Below are 18,371 nucleotides of genomic sequence, written 5' to 3' on the forward strand. Positions count from 1 at the left end.
GAAATTCTATAATAAAACAGTTATCGGCGCCTTATATTTGCTCTTATATTTATATCTTATTTTTTTAAATAGTTGATCATTATTTTCGCTCAGCACTTTATATGTATGATTAGCAATGACATCTGTCAAATTTTGGTTATCATAATCCATACCTAGATTATTTATTTCTTCAGATGTTGCGAATCTATACCACTTAGAATCAATATCCTCAAGTGCCTTAAATAATTTCTTCTGATTATTTGTTAAATCTACTTCAATAATATCAGCTAGTAACAACTCATACAGACCAAAAGCTGTTTTCTCAATATTTGATATGTGCCTTCCGCAATAACTATAAGCAAAGTCGCTAAACATATCTCTTTTTAAGATATTAGTATTGAAAATCTCTTCTATAAATTCTCTAGATAAATCATCTATATTTTCTCTATCTACAGTATTATCAAACCTCTTTACAAAATCTCTCAAATTTTTATTCTTAACTAACAATCTATAATCCGACTCTGTAGTTTCATCAACTTTGATACGGTTATCATCTTTGACTGAAAACTTAGCAACTAAGTACTTAGCTTCATTTGCTCCGAATTTATATGCTCCGCCAACAGGCTGATACTTGCCTGTTCTTGAATTGGGAACTAAGAAATACTTATCACCTATTTTGATTCTAAATAGATAAGCGAATGAAATTCTAACTAACGTATCCTCTTGTAACTTACCAGCTATTTCTAATTCTTTTTGTGAACGCTTCCAACCTTGTTGTCCTAACAAAACCTTTAATTGTGAATAAAATTTATTTCCATTATCCTTAAGGTATAGACCTCCAAGGAATGTAAGCATTCCGACAAGTACATTTTGTTCATACCCTTCTAGATAAACTATAATCAATAGAATTGAAATCATTATGGCTAATGGGAATAATAACTTCTTAATTTCTCTCAAAGAAAACTCCTATTCTTGACCAATTGGAACATCAACACGTCCAATTGCAACGCATACCCTACCCTTTATCAGATAACACTCAATATAATGTCTACCTTTAAACGAAGTTGGCTCAATTATTTCATTTGTTCTTTCTTGAATTTGACCACGAATACAGTTCTTTCTCTCTGCAATTTCTCCAACGTTTCTTACTTTCCAAAGGACTTTGTCATAGGAAGGACAATCGGTATTACCTACTTTGCATTTGACTTTACAATTAAATGGAACAAACCTTTCGAACGTTGGAGCATATCTTGTCAGATATTCAAAAACAGACATGTCTCTAAATCCATTTCCCGATATCTGACAATCAATATCTACACTATATCTCTCCAACACTAGATAAAGCTCGCCTATAAATTCCTCAGTGTCTTTATAGCTCCTTGACTCTAAAGATTCAGTTATTTTAACTGTTGATTTACCTAATCCAGACCAGTAATCATGATTAAAAAATTCTCCCCAAGCAGATATAGCATCTTGATATGTGCAATCACTTTCAAATAGTATATCTAGCTTTTCTAATTGCGTAGACAGTTTATCTTTCCATCTACGCATGTTCTCAAGATCAACCTGCCTAGTTGTTATCAATCTAGAATTATCGATATTATTTGGTGCATTGACTTGTAAATTCCATTCTAGCCTATTCCGAATAGACTTTAAGGTATGATAAAAATTTTCATCTATACGAGAATGAATGGAGTCAAAATTTTCGGAGCATAAAATAGTTTGAATCAAACCACTCGGCAGAGAACCCCAGGTATCTCTCGACTTACAAAACATCTTAGATAATCTTACTACTTTTCGTAAATTATCAGTTTTCGCTTTTATTTCATCTATAAACCAATCGTCTAAAGCCTTAATATCTCTAACAGACCATGTATCTCCAGCATATTCATAACTGTACTCTTCTTGCCACTCAAAATGTTTTGACCTCTTAAATATTGCAAAGTCAATATGATAGCCAGTTGTATAACGCACCCTAACACATCCAGTCTTTACTTCGGGCTCTTCTGAAAACTGAGACATTTCTCGTTTTAGTGCATTAGCTATAATATTTCTAGCAGCTTGTGCACCTAATTCGCCTAAGTGTTCTGACTCAAAAACTATTGCTACATCTATATCATAATCTTTCTTATCATTCTGGACTATAGTATGCATCGCCATAGATCCTTGTGTTCTAGATTCCGCAACCTTATAACTAGTATTTTTATCGTTATTATATTTTTCTAAACCTTTTATCAATCTCTTTATATTTTTATCTCTTTTGTCTCTTAAAACGTTTTTTTCTTGTTCAGACAGTTTTACATAATCCTTGTAAAACTTTTGGAACTCTTTAGAGCAATCAAACATAAACAACCTTTCCCTTTTAAAACTATATAAGAATGTAAAATTTCGATTTTTGTTTATTTAATTATACAGTACATTCTTAGGTTTTATTATATTTTTCAGATCTCAACCAAACTTTGCTTAACTAGTGATACTCGCCTCGTAGAGCGGTTTAGCCTCGACAGTAGCGGATATACTTATGTGATCACTGGCTTGCGGGGACTTGGCTGAGAGGGTTATCGAGGCAACAGGAACACTATCAGCCTTTAGTCACCGCGCCAGTGGACATATAAGATAGTAGCGGATGGCGAGATCAGCTCCAAAATCCCAAGCACCTAAAACCAAAATGCCCTCTATTCATTTAGAGGGCGTTTTTAATCTACATATATATAGAAATATAACTTATTATCAGCCATGCGGTCTGCTCACGTAATAGACCTGTCCTTTGCTATAATAAAGCTACCTTATTAACCTAGATTTATTTGTAAGATACTAGCGTTAGTAGCAATAATTGCAAAGCAACTTTTGGCTTTTAAAGGCGTTACCCCTATGACTGACCAGCAATCGCTACACAAGGAAAATCCCATTTCTTTATCAAGTATAGTCTCTCAAGATAACCTCAGCACCGATCACGTGTTAGATAAACTAACCGACGTACTGGGTGCTAGTAACGTGCAGGCAGATCCTGAGAAAAACGAGCACTATAGAATGGGCTGGCGCTCTGGCGGTGGCAGTGCTTTGGCGGTGGTATTCCCACAAACCTTATTGGAGATTTGGCGTAGCTTAGAGATATGTGTGTAAGGCGATTGCATTATTATCATGCAAGCGGCAAAAACGGGATTGACCGAAGGCTCGACGCCAAGCGGTAACGACTACGATAGACCTGTTGTCGTGATTAATACCCTTGCCATAAACCATCTGTATTTGATTAACGATAACCAGCAAGTGATTGGCTTGCCTGGAACGACATTGCACCATCTGCAAAGTCAGCTCAATACTGTTAATAGAGCGCCGCATTCCGTCATTGGCTCATCGACATTGGGCGCCTCTATTATCGGTGGCATCTCCAATAATTCAGGAGGCGCTCTGGTAAAAAGAGGCCCTGCTTATACTGAGCTTGCATTATTTGCCCAAATAAATGAACACGGTCAGCTCGTACTAGTCAATCATTTAGACGTCGAGCTAGGTGACTCCCCTGAAGAGATACTCACTAACCTACAAACAGGTAATTTTGCTAAAAGTGGCTTACCTGACAGTGGTAGGCTGGCATCCGATAAAGAATATATCGCTCGTGTGACCGATATTGATGCCAGTACGCCGAGCCGTTTTAATGCAGACAAGCGCAGACTGTATGAAGCCAGTGGCTGCGCTGGCAAGCTTGCCGTATTTGCCGTACGCCTTGACACTTATCCCATCGCGGTAAAAGAGCAGACCTTTTATATAGGCAGCAATAGTACGCACGAGCTGGCACAGCTGCGACGACAGATATTATCAAGCTTTAACCATATTCCTGAAGTAGGCGAATATATGCACCGTGATATATTCGATATCTCTGCCAAATATGGTAAAGATACTTTTTTGAGTATTAAGCATTTAGGAACTAACGCCTTACCGAGACTATTTTCTATCAAAGGCGCTATTGATGCTAGATTGAATAAATGGTCTTGGATGCCCAAACACTTCACCGATAAAGTGATGCAGATGATAGGTAATCTATTTCCAAAGCATTTGCCCAAGCGCATGACAGAGTATCGTGATGAGTACGAGCATCATCTGATCATAAAAATGAGTGATGAGGGAATAAAGGAGGCGCAAGATTTTTTACGCTCGTTTTTTGAACGCTCAGAAACAGGTGCTTATTTTGAATGTGATAAAGCAGAGTCAGAAAGTGCTCTTCTCAACCGTTTTGCCGCAGCAGGCGCTGCGATTAGGTATGAAGTGATGTATGAAAGAGAGGTTGGCGAGATGCTAGCCCTTGATATTGCCATACCCCGTAACGAGCTTGAATGGTTTGAGGTGTTGCCTGATGACATAGCACAGCATTTAGAAAAGAAGCTCTATTATGGGCATTTCTTTTGTTATGTGTTTCACCAAGACTATATCTTAAAAAAAGGCAGCGATGCCAAGCATGTTAAAGAGATGATGTTAAAGCGCTTGAGCGAGCGCGGGGCAAAATATCCTGCCGAGCATAATGTCGGGCACTTGTATGAGGCGGAACCTGATTTGCAAAACTTTTATAAAAGCCTAGACCCAACCAATACCTTTAATCCTGGTATCGGTCAAACATCGAAAACTAAGCGTAACTGTGCATGTTGTTGATAGGCAGTCTGACTGTCAACTCAATATATTCTATACGTCATAAAAGCTGTGTAAACCTTTGCTATAATAGCGCCACTTTATCAAACAAATAACCTCTTATAACCTCACGGTAACGCTATGAAATTCTCAAAGTTCGGTCAGAAATTTACTCAGCCAACTGGTATCTCGCAATTAATGGATGATTTAGGTGACGCGCTAAAAAGCGATCAGCCCATCAACATGCTAGGCGGCGGTAATCCTGCCAAGATTGAAGCAGTAAACGAGCTATTTTTGGCAACCTATAGAGCGCTTGGCAACGATAATGATACAGGCGAAGTGAATACTACCTCTATTAATAGCATGGCGAATTATTCCAATCCGCAAGGCGATGCAGCTTTTATCGATGCTTTAGTTGGCTTCTTTAATCGTCATTATGATTGGAATTTGACGGCAGAGAATATTGCCCTGACCAATGGTTCGCAGAATGCGTTTTTCTACTTGTTTAACTTATTTGGCGGGACGTTCGTTAATGAAAAGAATGAGTCTGTTGATAAATCTATTTTGTTGCCGCTCGCGCCTGAGTATATTGGTTATAGCGATGTCCATGTCGATGGTCAGCATTTTTTATCAGTATTGCCGCATATTGATGAAGTCACTCATGATGGCGAGGAAGGATTCTTTAAGTATCGCGTAGACTTTGACGCATTAGAGAGCTTGCCAGCGCTTATTGAGGGTCGTATTGGCGCGATTTGTTGTTCACGCCCGACCAACCCAACAGGTAACGTACTCACTGATGATGAAATGGCGCGGTTAGCTGAGATTGCCAAGCGTTATGACGTGCCGTTAATCATCGATAATGCTTATGGCATGCCCTTCCCTAATATCATTTATTCAGACGCGCATCTAAATTGGGATAACAATACGATTCTTTGCTTTAGCCTGTCTAAAATTGGCCTACCAGGAGTACGTACAGGCATTATCGTAGCAGCGTCCGAAGTTATCGCAGCGGTTAGTTCGATGAATGCGGTGGTCAATCTAGCGCCGACACGTTTTGGCGCAGCGATTGCTACGCCACTCGTGAATGATGACCGTATCAAGCAATTATCTGATGACACGATTAAGCCCTTTTATCAGCAGCAAGCCACTACTGCAGTACGTCTGCTAAAAAAAGCCTTGGGTGAATATCCGCTAGTGATTCATAAGCCTGAAGGCGCGATATTCTTGTGGTTATGGTTTAAAGACTTACCGATTACTACCGTCGAGCTGTACGAGATTCTAAAAGAAAAAGGCACGCTTATCGTACCCAGCAAATACTTCTTCCCCGGTGTTGATGTAGATAACTATAAACATGCGCATGAATGTATTCGCATGAGCATCGCCGCTGATGAAGATACTTTGAAAAAAGGTATTACTGTGATCGGTGAGGTGGTTCGTGGGTTGTATGATGAGGCTAAATAAATAGCTTTAAAAAAACTAAGATCAAAAACAAAAAAACGGACTATTCATTAGTCCGTTTTTTTATGCTGTAGGCGTATAGCAATAGTTTAACTAAGCTCTCTTAATTGAGCGCTTTTAGTAATTCATTAGCACTAAGCTTACCAAATTCATTAGCTGCTAATGGCCCATCGCCTGAGATGAGCTTTCTATCTTGATGCGTCTGTCCTGAGGCTAGTTTATTATCAATAGTCATGCCTAAATCTTCCAGCTTTTCACCGAAGTACCATGGCATTAGTCCCGGCAAATAGCCAAGCTTGGGCATTTGCTTATCCATACCCGTCGGGAACGCCACTATTTTATAACCTTTAAAAATAAAATCGCTTTCAGACTTAGCCGTTCCATCAGGACTATCAAGATTAGCAGCTAGTAAAGCCGCGGGGCCATGACAAATCGCTAGCGTAAATAAATCCTTTTTATGACCCCAACGTAGCAGTTCACCAAGGTTTTTATCTTCAGGCAAACCTAGCATCGCGCCATGACCACCTGGGATAAATATTGCCGCGTAGTCGTCGCTACCTGCCATATCGTTTGCTACAAAGCCTGCAATACTATTTGGGTTCTCAAGCTTTGACTTATATTCGTTATAGATAGCTTTGACGTCTTCGTCTTGATCAGGCATCGCCCACTGCTCAACTTTGACAGGGTCACCCGTTGGGGTAAAGACATCCACCTCGAAGCCTGCTTTTCTGAAATGTAATAAAGGCACCATCATCTCAACGGGATGATTACCCGTATCAAATTTATTGCCGTTCTCCATGGTCATATACTGCTGCTCGGTACAGACCATTAGAATTTTTTTATTACCCATATATGGCGTGTCGTACTCGGTATTATCATAGTTGGTTTTGCTAGGTGCAGCGAGTTTAAGCGATGACTTTGAGGGGATATAAATCCCTGCTTCGGTTTCTTGTGGCTCTAGACCTAAAGTGTCTTTGGCTTTATCTAAAGTATCTTTAGCTTTGTCCATTATGTTTTGAATGTTCATGAATTTTCCTTTTTTATTATTTATCATCATAAATAGCTAGAATTGATAAACCTGATAGATATATCAATTTGGCTATTGTCTGACAATAAGATAACAAACTAAGGAGTCTATAAATAGATGAAAAATTTTATGTTTCGTAAGCTTTGTAAAGTAAAGGTTGCTAAGTTATAAGTAGTTGCAGAGCCATGACAGTTACTAAATTATAGAGTGCTTCTAACGTAGTTTTTTTAGCATTTTACTAGGCGTGATAGTAGGCTGAAAAACTCTCGTCCCATTCATCAGCGCAAACAGCACATAAGACAATAGGCAAGTATTAATCAGATCATGAATACTGGCTTTTATGTTTACACTGCCTAACGCCGAGAAGCCTTTAGGTGCAATGATATAACGATTGTCCAGATACTCGCCTGCCAAAGCCACGCACGTTACTATGATTAAGGCAATAAACGATCTTATACCTTGTCTTTTAATAATTGGACGTAGTATCAGTAGGCTTAATATATAGACGCTGGTACCGACATAAATATGTAGAGCGTCCTTATCGAGGCCCGTAGCCGCTATTACGCCTAGTTTAAAGGTTTCAAAATCCACTTATTTCTCTCTAAATAACAGCTATTACTATAAATAAAAAGGTGAGTTAGACACATACTAACTCACCTCAAACTCAAATATGTGCATCAATATTATCTAGACATCCCAATCTACAAAGTTCTTTAGTAGCTGCAAGCCTGCTTTATGGCTTTTTTCTGGATGGAACTGAGTAGCAAATAAATTGTCTTTGATCACGCTAGCGCAAAATGGCTGGCCATAATCGCAGCTAGCTGCGACTTGAATGCTATCAGCAGGCGCGCAATAATAACTGTGCACAAAGTAAAAATGGGCGTTATCTTCAATACCAGTCCATAATGGATGATTAAAATCCATATCGGTAATAGTATTCCAGCCCATGTGCGGCACTTTAATGGTGGCGCCCTGCTCGTCTTTCCAAGTTGGATCAAACGCTTTTACGCTGCCCTCTAAGATGCCTAAACATGCCGTGCCACCATTCTCAGCGGACTGCTCAAACAATGCTTGCATACCGACACAGATCGCCATCACCGGCTTATTAAATACAGCATGGCGCACGACTTCATCAATACCAGCATCGTGCATGCCGATCATACAATCGCGCATGGCACCGACACCAGGGAAGACAATCTTATCAGCCGCCGCGACAACCTTTGGATCATTAGTAATCGATACTTCCGCGCCAACTGCTGAGAGTGCTTTGCTAGCTGAGTGCAAGTTACCCATACCGTAGTCTAGGAGAGCTATTTTGGTCGCTTTACTCATCAAAACGCCTCTTTGGTCGACGGCAAGGTATTCAGTGCGCGCTCATCATACTCACAAGCCATACGTAGCGCACGGGCAAAGGCTTTAAAGGTAGACTCGATTTGATGATGGCTGTTTTTACCCTTGAGATTATCCAAATGCACCGTCATCCACGAGTGATTGACAAAACCGTAGAAGAATTCGCTAAATAGATCCACATCAAAGCGACCCACATGCGAGCGGGTAAACGGAATATCCATATGTAAACCTGGACGCCCTGATAGATCGACAACAGCGCGAGTTAAAGCTTCATCGAGTGGCGCATAAAAGTGCCCATAACGACGAATGCCCTTTTTATCGCCAAGCGCTTTGTTAAATGCTTGGCCTAGCGTAATACCTGTATCCTCAACACTGTGGTGATCATCAATAAAGGTATCGCCGGTGCACTTAATATCTAAGTCAAACAGACCGTGACGCTTGATTTGATCGATCATATGATCTAGAAAAGGCACGCCAGTATCGACCGTACCCTGACCTGTACCGTCAAGGTTGACCGTACAAGTCACTTGAGTCTCAGCAGTATCGCGGGTCACAGTAGCGATACGGGCAGGACGACCGTATTGATTAAGTTTTAAATCTTGTTCGTTAAATGCTGTAGTAGAATTGGCAGTCATAGCTACTCTCTATAAAATAATTGTTATCAAAAGTGATGATATTAAAAGATGGTCTTATCATAGCAAAACAGCATCATAACAGCTATGGTATGACCGTAAAGCACGCACATATTTGCCCTATTCTGCTAAAATAGCGTGTTTAGTATTTTTAATCGCTCCTTTTTACCCTATATTATCTTTAACTACATCACTGCTCGACATTATAGGAAACCGCTATGCCTTTAGAAGCAATTGCTATCAATGACTTAAGTACGCCGCTGATGGAGAAGCCGACACACGATAATGAGCTGGCTGAGCGCTTGCAGTCCCTTTATGACAGCGATGATAATCATCCCTGTGGCGAATCAGTTTTGGCTATTATCGAGCAAGGTTTTAAGCGTGGGCAATGGCTGTATGTCGGTATGTTCAATGACAAGCCTATCGCCGCCGTTGGCTGTTTTGATGATGGGCAGACTAACGCTAGACGTTTGCAGTATTTAACGGTTCATGAGCAAAATCGCGGCCGCGCTATCGATGCCAAATTTATCAAAATGGTCTACGATGCGGAGATCAAAAAAGGCGTGCGTCAGTTTGTCCCTGTCGATGAGGATATCCACCGTATTATGAGTGAATATGACTTATTACAGCTAAAATCATAATTTTGCCTTTAAAATAATTTATTTAGCATAAAAAAGCAAAAATACCTTGACAGCTGAGCCTATATTTAGTTTAATAGCGTCCTCAACGAAGACGGCTCGATAGCTCAGTCGGTAGAGCAACGGATTGAAAATCCGTGTGTCGGCAGTTCGAACCTGCCTCGAGCCACCATTCGTTAATTGCATTCAGCTTTTAAATAAGCGACCAAAAAGACCTCAGACATTCGTGTTTGAGGTCTTTTTTTGTCGGTAAGTTTTGAGTTATATTTACTGATTTTTGATTGGTTTATTTTTATGAAACTGGATCACGTAACAGTAACTCACAACGCTGCTGAGAATTTAAATTATAGACCGTTGCACGATAGTCAACACCATGTCGACCCTCAGCAAAAAAAACTTGATCCCCTACTGATAATTGACAAAAGCTACGCGCGTCATAAATGTAGTTATCAATCACAAATATCTCATCACCATCCGCTTCTTTAACTTTATAAGTCTCGTTTTGATAAGTATCATCCTTAACCATAAATCGCTCATACCAAGCACCATACGCATGACTTGTACTCATCATACTCATTATTATTAGACCTAATATCACGACTGCTTTAGCTTGTACGCCGTTTAATAAAAATGACTTATTAGTAATGAATTTACTCATAAAGGTATGACCTTTCTGCTTGGTTTTTAGCTCTTTAACTATACTAAACTGTATGTTAAATAGATGATTACTTTGGCGCTATAGTAAAGGATTACTGTCACGCTTAGATAACATTTTTGTGCTGTTTTTTAACTAAGGACGCTCAGTATACTGAAGTTATCTTAATATTGAAGGTAGGAGACTATGCGAGAGTTTGATTACGACTTAGATTATAAAAATTTAGACCTGCGCGCGCAGCCTGAGCTGTATCGAGTTGGGCGTGGTGAGCAAGGTGTGCTCTTGGTTGAGCCTTATAAGTCAGAGATATTGCCGCATTGGCGCTTTGCGACTCCTGATCTCGCGACCGAAAGTAGTGAGACTATTTGGCAGATGTTTTTAGATTATTTGGCTGACGATGATTTTGTCGGAGCGGATATGGCGCGTAAGTTTATCCAGATGGGCTTTACCCGCGCGCGGCGCTACGCCAACCATAAAGGTGGCAAGAAATACAAAGGGCCTGTGCCTGATGATAAAAAAGGTCAAAGTGGCGCGCATGGTCGCGATGAATTACCTAGGCAAGAGGAAGATCCTATCAAAGCAGAATCGGCGCGTATCTTTAAGCAAAAATGGGACGACTGCCGCGAGAATGAGGACTATCTTCGCATGAAGAAGGAACACCGCGAGCGCTATAAAGAGGTAGAATAAAGTAGACTGGTCTAACTGCTGTGCTAAGGTAATAACAGCCAAAAACTAATATTAAATGACCTAACTTACAGGCGAAAAATAATGAGCGAAACAACGAATGATAAGCAGCTATTAATTTTTGATTTTGATGGTACTTTGATCGATAGTGTTCCTGATTTGGCAGATGCAACCAATACTATGCTTGAGCAACTAGATAAGCCGACTCATTCGCTGGCAACGATAAAAGAGTGGGTCGGTAATGGTTCTAGGTTATTGATAGAAAGAGCGTTGGTTGGTAAGACGGAAGTTCTAGGGGGCGAATTAACGACAGAGGAAGCCGATCACGCTGAGCAAATATTTTTTGACGCCTATAAAAATATTACTAATAGTAAAACCCTTGCTTACCCTGATGTCGATGCAGGATTGCGTCAATTAAAAGAAGCAGGATTTACTTTAGCTTTGGTCACTAATAAGCCAATACGTTTTGTGCCCAAAATATTAGAAAACTTTGGCTGGACAGCGCTGTTTAGCAAAGTATTAGGCGGTGATAGCTTGTCCGTTAAAAAGCCCGACCCTGCGCCCTTATTGCAAGTCTGTAAGACACTAAACTTTGAGCCTGCCCAAGCATACATGATTGGCGATTCAATCAATGATATCTCAGCAGGCAAGAACGCTAACATCGATACTTTAGCCTTATCTTATGGCTATAACTACGGCAAAGATATTCGCGATAGTCAGCCTAATCAGGCTTTTGATAACTTTGCTGATTTGATGAAATACTTATTAAAAGACTAATACGAAACCCAAAAATACAATATATAGCGTTTATTTCTTTTAGGTTTTTGTAGGGCGCATTTTATGCACCGCTGAGTTAAATCAATAGTGCATAGAATGCACCCTACGCCTACTCTGGCTTTTTTGAATAGTATAAGCTATCAAGTTGTAGACTGGGTTTAAAACCCAGAAAATGATAACTATTTGCCAATGATAATAAGTTAAATCTATCGTCTATTTGTTCGTAGGAATTTTTTATATGACGACTACCCTTAGCGACATTGATATTGCTCAAAGCGCCACTTTACAATCTATTACTACTATTGCCGAAAAAATTGGTCTCTCTGCTAATAATTTACAGCCTTATGGGCACTATAAAGCTAAGATAAATCCAAACGATGTATTCGCTAAACCTGCAAAATCTATCAATAGCAAATTGATACTAGTCACTGCGATCAATCCAACACCTGCGGGCGAAGGTAAAACTACCGTGACTATTGGTCTAGCCGATGCCCTAAATCGTATTCATCAGCAGCAGCATACTAACGCGATTAATGCTAAAAAAGTCACCATGGTCGCCCTGCGTGAGCCTTCACTTGGCCCTGTATTTGGGATTAAAGGTGGCGCTGCGGGTGGTGGCTATGCGCAAGTGTTACCTATGGAAGATATCAACCTGCACTTTACTGGCGACTTCCATGCTATCGGTGCCGCCAACAATCTCTTAGCTGCGCTACTCGATAATCATATCTATCAAGGTAATGCGCTGGATATCGACCCCAAACAGGTGCTATGGCGACGTGCGGTAGATATGAATGACCGTCAGCTGCGTAACATTATCAGTGGTATCAGCAAAAAGACCGATGGCGTCATGCGCGAAGATGGTTTTGATATTACCGTCGCCTCTGAGGTAATGGCTATCTTTTGCTTGGCGGCTAATTTGGCTGATCTCAAACAGCGTTTAGGTAATATTTTGGTCGCTTATAATTATGACAAGCAGCCTATTTATGCTAGAGATCTTAAAGCGCATGGTGCGATGGCAGCCCTGCTTAAAGACGCGCTACAACCAAATTTAGTACAGACTATCGAAGGTACGCCTGCCATCGTGCATGGTGGTCCTTTTGCTAATATTGCTCATGGCTGTAATTCAGTCATTGCGACACGGGTGGCTATGCACTTGAGCGATTATACTTTGACTGAGGCCGGATTTGGTGCGGATCTGGGTGCGCAAAAATTCTTCGATATAAAATGTCGACTTTCAGGGCTAACGCCAGATGCTGTGGTTATAGTAGCGACCATTCGCGCGCTAAAATACAATGGTGGTGTTGCGAAAGATGCGCTGACTGATGAGAACTTAGCGGCACTTGAGCAAGGCTTGCCAAACCTGTTTAAGCATATTGATAATATGCGCGATGTTTATGGGATGCCAGTCGTGGTAGCTATCAATCACTTTATTAGTGATACTGATGCCGAGGTTGCCCTAGTGCGCAAAGCTTGCCTGCAAAAAGGCGTTGAGGTTGCCTTGACGCAAGTATGGGAGAAAGGTGGCGCTGGTGGCGAAGCATTGGCGCATTCGTTGCTTGATTTATTAGATAAAAATAATGAATCAGCTAGCCAATTTCGTTTGGCTTATAATAGCGATAATAGCGTTGAGGAAAAAATTCGTACGATTGCTCAGCGGATTTATGGCGCAAATGACATCGATATTAGCAGCCTTGCGCAATCAAAAATTAAGCACTTAGAGGCGCTAAACCTAGACAAGATGCCTATCTGTATTGCCAAAACGCAATATTCACTCAGTGATAATGCCAAGCTGCTTGGGCGTCCTACTGACTTTAATATTCATGTACGCGATATCAGTATCTCCACTGGCGCAGGATTTATCATAGTTATTTGTGGCGCTATTATGAAGATGCCAGGTCTGCCCAAACATCCTTCAGCAGAGCGCATTGATGTTGACGATAAAGGTAATATCACAGGGTTGTTTTAACGCAAACAATCTACTTGCTGCGATAACTCAGTGCCTCTGATACATGAGCGCTAGTGATGCCTTGGCTATCTGCTAGATCAGCAATCGTTCGCGCCACTCGCAGCACGCGATGATAGCCACGCGCTGACAGATTTAGACGCTGCTGAGCGAGCTGTAATAACTGTTGTTCGCCCTTGCCTAACTGAACATGTTCATCCAGCTCGCTTGGACTAAGCTCATTATTGACCTTGTTCTGCCTTGCCAGCTGACGCTTATGAGCAGCAGCGACTCGCATCCTTACTTGCTCTGAGCTCTCCCCTGCTTTTGCGTTTTGTAGATCGGCAATCGGTAGTGCTGGCACCGTAATATGTAGATCAATTCGATCTAGTAGTGGTCCTGATAACTTGTCTTGGTAGCGTCTGATTTGCTCAGGACGACAGCGACAGCGTCCTGAAGCATCGCCATCATAGCCACAGGGGCAAGGATTCATCGCCGCAACCAATTGAAAATTAGCAGGAAAGGTCATTTGTGAATTGGCACGGCTAATAGTGATCTGCTTGGCCTCTAATGGCTGACGCAATACCTCTAACACCGCACGATCAAACTCAGGCAATTCATCAAGGAATAAAACCCCCTTATTGGCAAGCGTTATCTCGCCAGGTTTGGGTCGTGAGCCTCCACCGACTAGCGCTACTGCTGATATCGTATGATGAACTTGACGAAAGGGGCGCGTACCATAGTCATAATCACTATCGGCGACCGAATAAGTGCTGGCGACCTCTAAAGCATCCTCCGCGCTTAGATCAGGCAATATCGTCGGTAGCCGCGACGCCATTAGCGTCTTGCCAGATCCAGGCGGCCCTGTAAATAATAGCGAATGCCCGCCTGCTGCCGCTATCTCTAATGCGCGCCGAGCGTGATGTTGACCTTTGACATCGGCAAGATCAACTTTATAGCCTGCATGTTGCTGCGTAGGACTCGGAGCAACCGTCTCTAACAGGTGATTATCAGTATTCAGATGACCATTAGGATGAGCTAACGCTTGCAGATGATTGCAAACCGCCTTTAGATTCTGTGCAGCTAATACTGTTATACCCTCAACCCGACTCGCCTCTGCACCATTGACGCTGGGCACTATTAGCTGCCTTGATTGCGCAGGCGGTAGCAATGGCTCTACCAGATCTTGTTCGTGGATAGATGACTTTTTTACAGATGTCTTTATTCCCACCTGCTTTTTTTCTGACGATTTTTTTTCTAATAGCTTGTTAGCCACTAGCGCCTCAGCTTTTATCGCTCGTGCGACGGCTAAGCTACCTGTGACTTGGCGTAGCTCACCGTTAAGTGCCAACTCACCAATAAACTCAAATGCTGATAATACCTGTGCGTCAAGCTGATCACTCGCTGCCAAAATACCGATAGCAATAGGTAAATCAAGCCGTGCACCGTCTTTGGGCAAGTCAGCAGGCGCTAGATTGATCGTCAAACGACGATTAGGAAATTGAAAACCAGAATTCAGAATCGCCGAGCGCACCCGATCTTTACTTTCGCGTACAGCCGCCTCTGGTAAGCCCACAATCGTTAATGCGGGCAAACCTTGTGATAGATGTACCTCTATAATCACTTGCGGCGCATGCAAGCCAACGACCGATCGGGTATAGACCTGAGCAAACGACATAAGCGTATCCTGATAGAAGTATATATCGATAATAGAGCATTAGTTAGTAGTGCGCAAATGTCGTTCATTTATTTATAAAAGAGGGCCTACTCTTATGATGATAATGAGCCAATATATACGGCAGAATAATGCCCTTGGTTATTAAACTAGTCATTAGATAATCAGTTGATATTATTAAATATTAAAACTTTATCGGTACATTTATCTTACAACAAATCAGGCAATAAATCTGCTGGCTAAGCAGGCATAAATTGTTATATTATCAATAGGGCTTGTATAGCAATAAAAAAGGATTTTATTGATAGCTCAGAGTAGCAACAGCGATTTTGAGCAATAATACTTAACCATGGATGGTAAAGCTTATGAAAACTCAAGCTCACAGTTGGCGCACGCCAACGCTTACTTTGTTGACGATAGCAGTTTCGTTAGGGTTATCAAGTTGTTCCGATGATGACGATAAAGTGACTAGTACTGCTATTCCAGTAACTTATTCAGCAGATATACAACGTACCGAATTTGGTATTCCTCATATCACAGCCAAAGACTACAAAGGGTTAGGCTATGGTGTAGGTTATGCCTTTGCCGAAGATAACTTTTGCTCATTAGCTCGGGAAGTGGTCGTCTCTAAGGGCCAAAGTGCACTTTATCTGACCGATGGTACGCCAGACGCAATAAATGCTGCCGTTGCTCGTGATGTTTTCTATACTTGGTATAACTCTACTGAGAGAAAAGCTGAGTTTTTAGCGGCTCAAGACCCTGAAACGATTGATGCAGTCACAGGTTATGCCGCAGGTTTTAGTCGATATCTGCGTGATAAAGGCGTCGCTAATATTGATCCTGCTTGCGCCAATGCGGCATGGGTACGCGAAATCACCGTTGACGACTTATTAAGTGTCTATGGCAAAGCCAATTTGCGTGGCGGTCTCTCTAACTTTGTAGGCGCTATCATATCCGCTAAACCGCCTACGCCAGGTACGGTCATGGGTAGCTCTAGAATGCGTAGCGCTGATATAGATCCCATAGCCGAAGCTGCTCCTAAATTCGATATGACGACTATTAACGTATTGGAAGGTGGTAGTAATGCTTACGCCTTTGGTAGCGAGGTTACAGGCACTAGTAGCGGGGTGATGTATGGCAATCCGCATGAGCCTTGGAATGGTGTGCAGCGCTTCTATGAGTTTCATCTGACTATACCAGGTGAGATTGACGTGATGGGTTCAGCGCAACAAGGCCAGCCTTTTATAAATATCGGCTTTAATAAAGACGTGGCTTGGAGTCATACGGTATCGACTGCCAATCGTTTTACTCTCTATCAGCTTAATCTAGTAGAGGGCGATCCTACGAAATATAGTTACCAAAATAGCGCTGGGGTGACTGAACAACGAGAGATTAAAGCTGTACCTGTAACCGTTCAGTTACCAGGTAATCTGCCACCCGTAGTTCGTCCTTTATATATATCGCATTATGGTCCTATGCTAGCCGCTAATTTACTTAATGAAAATCTACCGATACCTGCTTGGGGTACTCAAGGTTTAGCCTATACTATCCGTGATGCCGCCTCTGAGAATCCACGCGCTCTGAATCAATGGCGTAGTATGAATAAAGCCACTAGTGTCGCCGACTTAGAAAGTAGAATGAAAAAAATTCTCGGTCTGGGCTTTGTTAATACCATAGCCACTGACCGTAATGGCAAGGCTTTCTATGCTGATATCTCAACTGTTCCTCATGTCACCAAAAGCCAGCTACAATCTTGTGGTACCAATGCAGGCATATACTTGCAAACCTTGATTGGTGCAGCGGACTTGCCAGCCCTAGATGGTAGTAAAGCTAATTGTGAATGGGGCAATGATACTGACTCGCCACAAAAGGGTATCTTTGGTGGTTCAAACTTACCTTCATTGACTCGTTATGATTATGTTCTTAATTCTAATGATAGCTATTGGCTCAGTAATGCAGAACAGCCGTTGACTGGGTTTTCACCGTTACTAAAACGTGAATTGCTACCTTTATCTGAAGATGCTGAACCATTATCTCCGCGTACTCGTATGGCTTTTACCCAGATATTTGATCGATTAAGCAATAAAGACGGTTTGGGTGGCAATACCTTTAATCTTAATAACTTACAACAAGTAGTCTACAGCAATCGCAGTTATGGCGCTGAATTAGTCCTTGATGATGTGTTAACAGATTGTCGAAACAATGCGGCGTTACCTTTAACTAGTGGGGGTACTATTGATGCCACTCAAGCCTGTAATGTCTTAAGCAGCTGGGATCGTCGTAACAACCTAGATAGTAAAGGCGCTCATGTCTTTAGAAAGTTCTGGTCTAACCTTAACGTTAATAGCTATGCAGGATTTAGTGTTCCCTTTGATAAGGCTGACCCTATTAACACGCCGCGTGGCTTAATCATTAGTGATAGGACTCGTAAAGCTTTAGGTGATTCTATTGCCTATTATAATAGTAAAAATGTCGCACTCGATGCGCCATTAGGTAGCTTACAGTTCGTTATTGATGCGAGCAAAAATGGTGAGAAAATTCCTATGCATGGCGGCTTTGGCGGTGAAGGCGTCTTTAATGTCGCAACTTCAAGTCAAAACAGTGATGGCACTTATGGTCCAGTAGTAAATGGTCCGACCTACATGCAATCAGTCACTTTTGATGATAAAGGTCCTGTCGTAGATGCGCTATTAGCTTATTCGCAAGCAGCTGATAGCACGCGTCCTTTTCACCGTGACCAGACTCGTCGTTATTCAGATAAAAACTGGATACGCCTGCCCTTTAGTGTCAATGAAGTGGCTGATAAAGCGATTGGTAATAAGCTTCAATTAAGAGAAAACCTACCTGCTAGTTAAAAGTTAAAATATTAGACAGCTATAAACGCGATTCTAAGTTCATCTTAGGATCGCTTTTTTATAAGGAAAGGGCTTACCAATC

At 41.5% G+C, this 18,371-nt stretch carries 16 protein-coding genes and 1 tRNA gene; 9 read left to right on the forward strand and 8 right to left on the reverse strand.

The window, feature by feature from the left end; genetic code table 11:
- Positions 1-6: 6 nt before the first annotated feature.
- Both Q9G97_RS13165 and Q9G97_RS13170 read right to left on the reverse strand, forming a co-directional pair.
- On the reverse strand, positions 7-936 hold the full coding sequence (locus Q9G97_RS13165; protein ID WP_305899169.1) for a hypothetical protein: 930 nt from the start codon (positions 934-936) through the stop codon (positions 7-9).
- A 9-nt stretch (positions 937-945) separates the two neighbouring features.
- Positions 946-2,325, reverse strand: coding sequence for a cyclic GMP-AMP synthase DncV-like nucleotidyltransferase (locus Q9G97_RS13170; protein ID WP_305899170.1), 1,380 nt, complete (start codon positions 2,323-2,325; stop codon positions 946-948).
- A 525-nt stretch (positions 2,326-2,850) separates the two neighbouring features.
- Here Q9G97_RS13170 and Q9G97_RS13595 point away from each other — a divergent pair.
- The 3 genes from Q9G97_RS13595 to Q9G97_RS13180 all read left to right on the forward strand — a co-directional run bounded on the left by Q9G97_RS13595 (position 2,851) and on the right by Q9G97_RS13180 (position 6,057).
- The gene (locus tag Q9G97_RS13595; RefSeq protein ID WP_371747890.1) at positions 2,851-3,102 is read left to right on the forward strand and encodes a hypothetical protein; all 252 of its coding nucleotides are present in this window, start codon (positions 2,851-2,853) and stop codon (positions 3,100-3,102) included.
- 18 nt (positions 3,103-3,120) lie between these two features.
- Complete coding sequence (gene dld / locus Q9G97_RS13175; RefSeq protein ID WP_371747891.1) at positions 3,121-4,620, forward strand: D-lactate dehydrogenase; 1,500 nt, start codon at positions 3,121-3,123, stop codon at positions 4,618-4,620.
- Between the two features lie 117 nt (positions 4,621-4,737).
- The gene (locus Q9G97_RS13180; protein ID WP_305899171.1) at positions 4,738-6,057 is read left to right on the forward strand and encodes a valine--pyruvate transaminase; all 1,320 of its coding nucleotides are present in this window, start codon (positions 4,738-4,740) and stop codon (positions 6,055-6,057) included.
- 100 nt (positions 6,058-6,157) lie between these two features.
- On the opposite strand, the gene Q9G97_RS13185 is transcribed toward Q9G97_RS13180, so the two are convergent.
- The 4 genes from Q9G97_RS13185 to hisB all read right to left on the reverse strand — a co-directional run bounded on the left by Q9G97_RS13185 (position 6,158) and on the right by hisB (position 9,066).
- A complete protein-coding gene (locus Q9G97_RS13185) occupies positions 6,158-7,081 on the reverse strand; it encodes a DJ-1/PfpI family protein (RefSeq protein ID WP_305899172.1) in 924 nt (307 codons plus the stop codon).
- 213 nt (positions 7,082-7,294) lie between these two features.
- Positions 7,295-7,672 carry a hypothetical protein gene (locus tag Q9G97_RS13190; RefSeq protein ID WP_305899173.1) on the reverse strand — a complete coding sequence of 126 codons (378 nt, stop codon included), beginning with the start codon at positions 7,670-7,672 and terminating at the stop codon, positions 7,295-7,297.
- A 96-nt stretch (positions 7,673-7,768) separates the two neighbouring features.
- A complete protein-coding gene (hisH, locus tag Q9G97_RS13195; RefSeq protein WP_305899174.1) occupies positions 7,769-8,413 on the reverse strand; it encodes an imidazole glycerol phosphate synthase subunit HisH in 645 nt (214 codons plus the stop codon).
- Entirely contained in the window at positions 8,413-9,066 is a 654-nt protein-coding gene (gene hisB / locus Q9G97_RS13200) for an imidazoleglycerol-phosphate dehydratase HisB (RefSeq protein WP_227680296.1), read from the reverse strand. The genes hisH and hisB overlap by 1 nt, the downstream gene beginning before the upstream one ends.
- Positions 9,067-9,281: 215 nt before the next feature.
- Between hisB and Q9G97_RS13205 the strand changes: the two genes are divergently transcribed.
- Complete coding sequence (locus tag Q9G97_RS13205; protein ID WP_305899175.1) at positions 9,282-9,704, forward strand: hypothetical protein; 423 nt, start codon at positions 9,282-9,284, stop codon at positions 9,702-9,704.
- A gap of 93 nt (positions 9,705-9,797) precedes the next feature.
- Positions 9,798-9,873, forward strand: a tRNA-Phe gene (locus tag Q9G97_RS13210).
- Between the two features lie 120 nt (positions 9,874-9,993).
- Here the strand turns inward: Q9G97_RS13210 and Q9G97_RS13215 are convergent.
- The gene (locus Q9G97_RS13215; RefSeq protein WP_305899176.1) at positions 9,994-10,359 is read right to left on the reverse strand and encodes a hypothetical protein; all 366 of its coding nucleotides are present in this window, start codon (positions 10,357-10,359) and stop codon (positions 9,994-9,996) included.
- 183 nt (positions 10,360-10,542) lie between these two features.
- Here Q9G97_RS13215 and Q9G97_RS13220 point away from each other — a divergent pair, with 183 nt between their 5' ends.
- From Q9G97_RS13220 to Q9G97_RS13230, 3 genes are all read left to right on the forward strand, one after another.
- Positions 10,543-11,043, forward strand: a complete 501-nt coding sequence (locus Q9G97_RS13220; RefSeq protein ID WP_305899177.1) for a DUF4385 domain-containing protein — start codon at positions 10,543-10,545, stop codon at positions 11,041-11,043.
- Between the two features lie 81 nt (positions 11,044-11,124).
- The gene (locus Q9G97_RS13225) at positions 11,125-11,817 is read left to right on the forward strand and encodes a phosphoglycolate phosphatase (protein WP_305899178.1); all 693 of its coding nucleotides are present in this window, start codon (positions 11,125-11,127) and stop codon (positions 11,815-11,817) included.
- A gap of 238 nt (positions 11,818-12,055) precedes the next feature.
- Positions 12,056-13,783: a formate--tetrahydrofolate ligase gene (locus tag Q9G97_RS13230; RefSeq protein WP_305899179.1), complete on the forward strand. Its 1,728-nt coding sequence runs from the start codon at positions 12,056-12,058 to the stop codon at positions 13,781-13,783.
- A 10-nt stretch (positions 13,784-13,793) separates the two neighbouring features.
- Here the strand turns inward: Q9G97_RS13230 and Q9G97_RS13235 are convergent, their stop codons facing one another.
- The gene (locus tag Q9G97_RS13235; RefSeq protein WP_305899180.1) at positions 13,794-15,437 is read right to left on the reverse strand and encodes a YifB family Mg chelatase-like AAA ATPase; all 1,644 of its coding nucleotides are present in this window, start codon (positions 15,435-15,437) and stop codon (positions 13,794-13,796) included.
- A gap of 362 nt (positions 15,438-15,799) precedes the next feature.
- On the opposite strand from Q9G97_RS13235, the gene Q9G97_RS13240 reads away from it, so the two are divergent.
- Positions 15,800-18,289, forward strand: coding sequence for a penicillin acylase family protein (locus Q9G97_RS13240; RefSeq protein ID WP_305899181.1), 2,490 nt, complete (start codon positions 15,800-15,802; stop codon positions 18,287-18,289).
- Positions 18,290-18,371: the final 82 nt, after the last annotated feature.

It is taken from the genome of Psychrobacter sp. M13 (assembly GCF_030718935.1).
Taxonomy (GTDB): domain Bacteria; phylum Pseudomonadota; class Gammaproteobacteria; order Pseudomonadales; family Moraxellaceae; genus Psychrobacter; species Psychrobacter immobilis_G.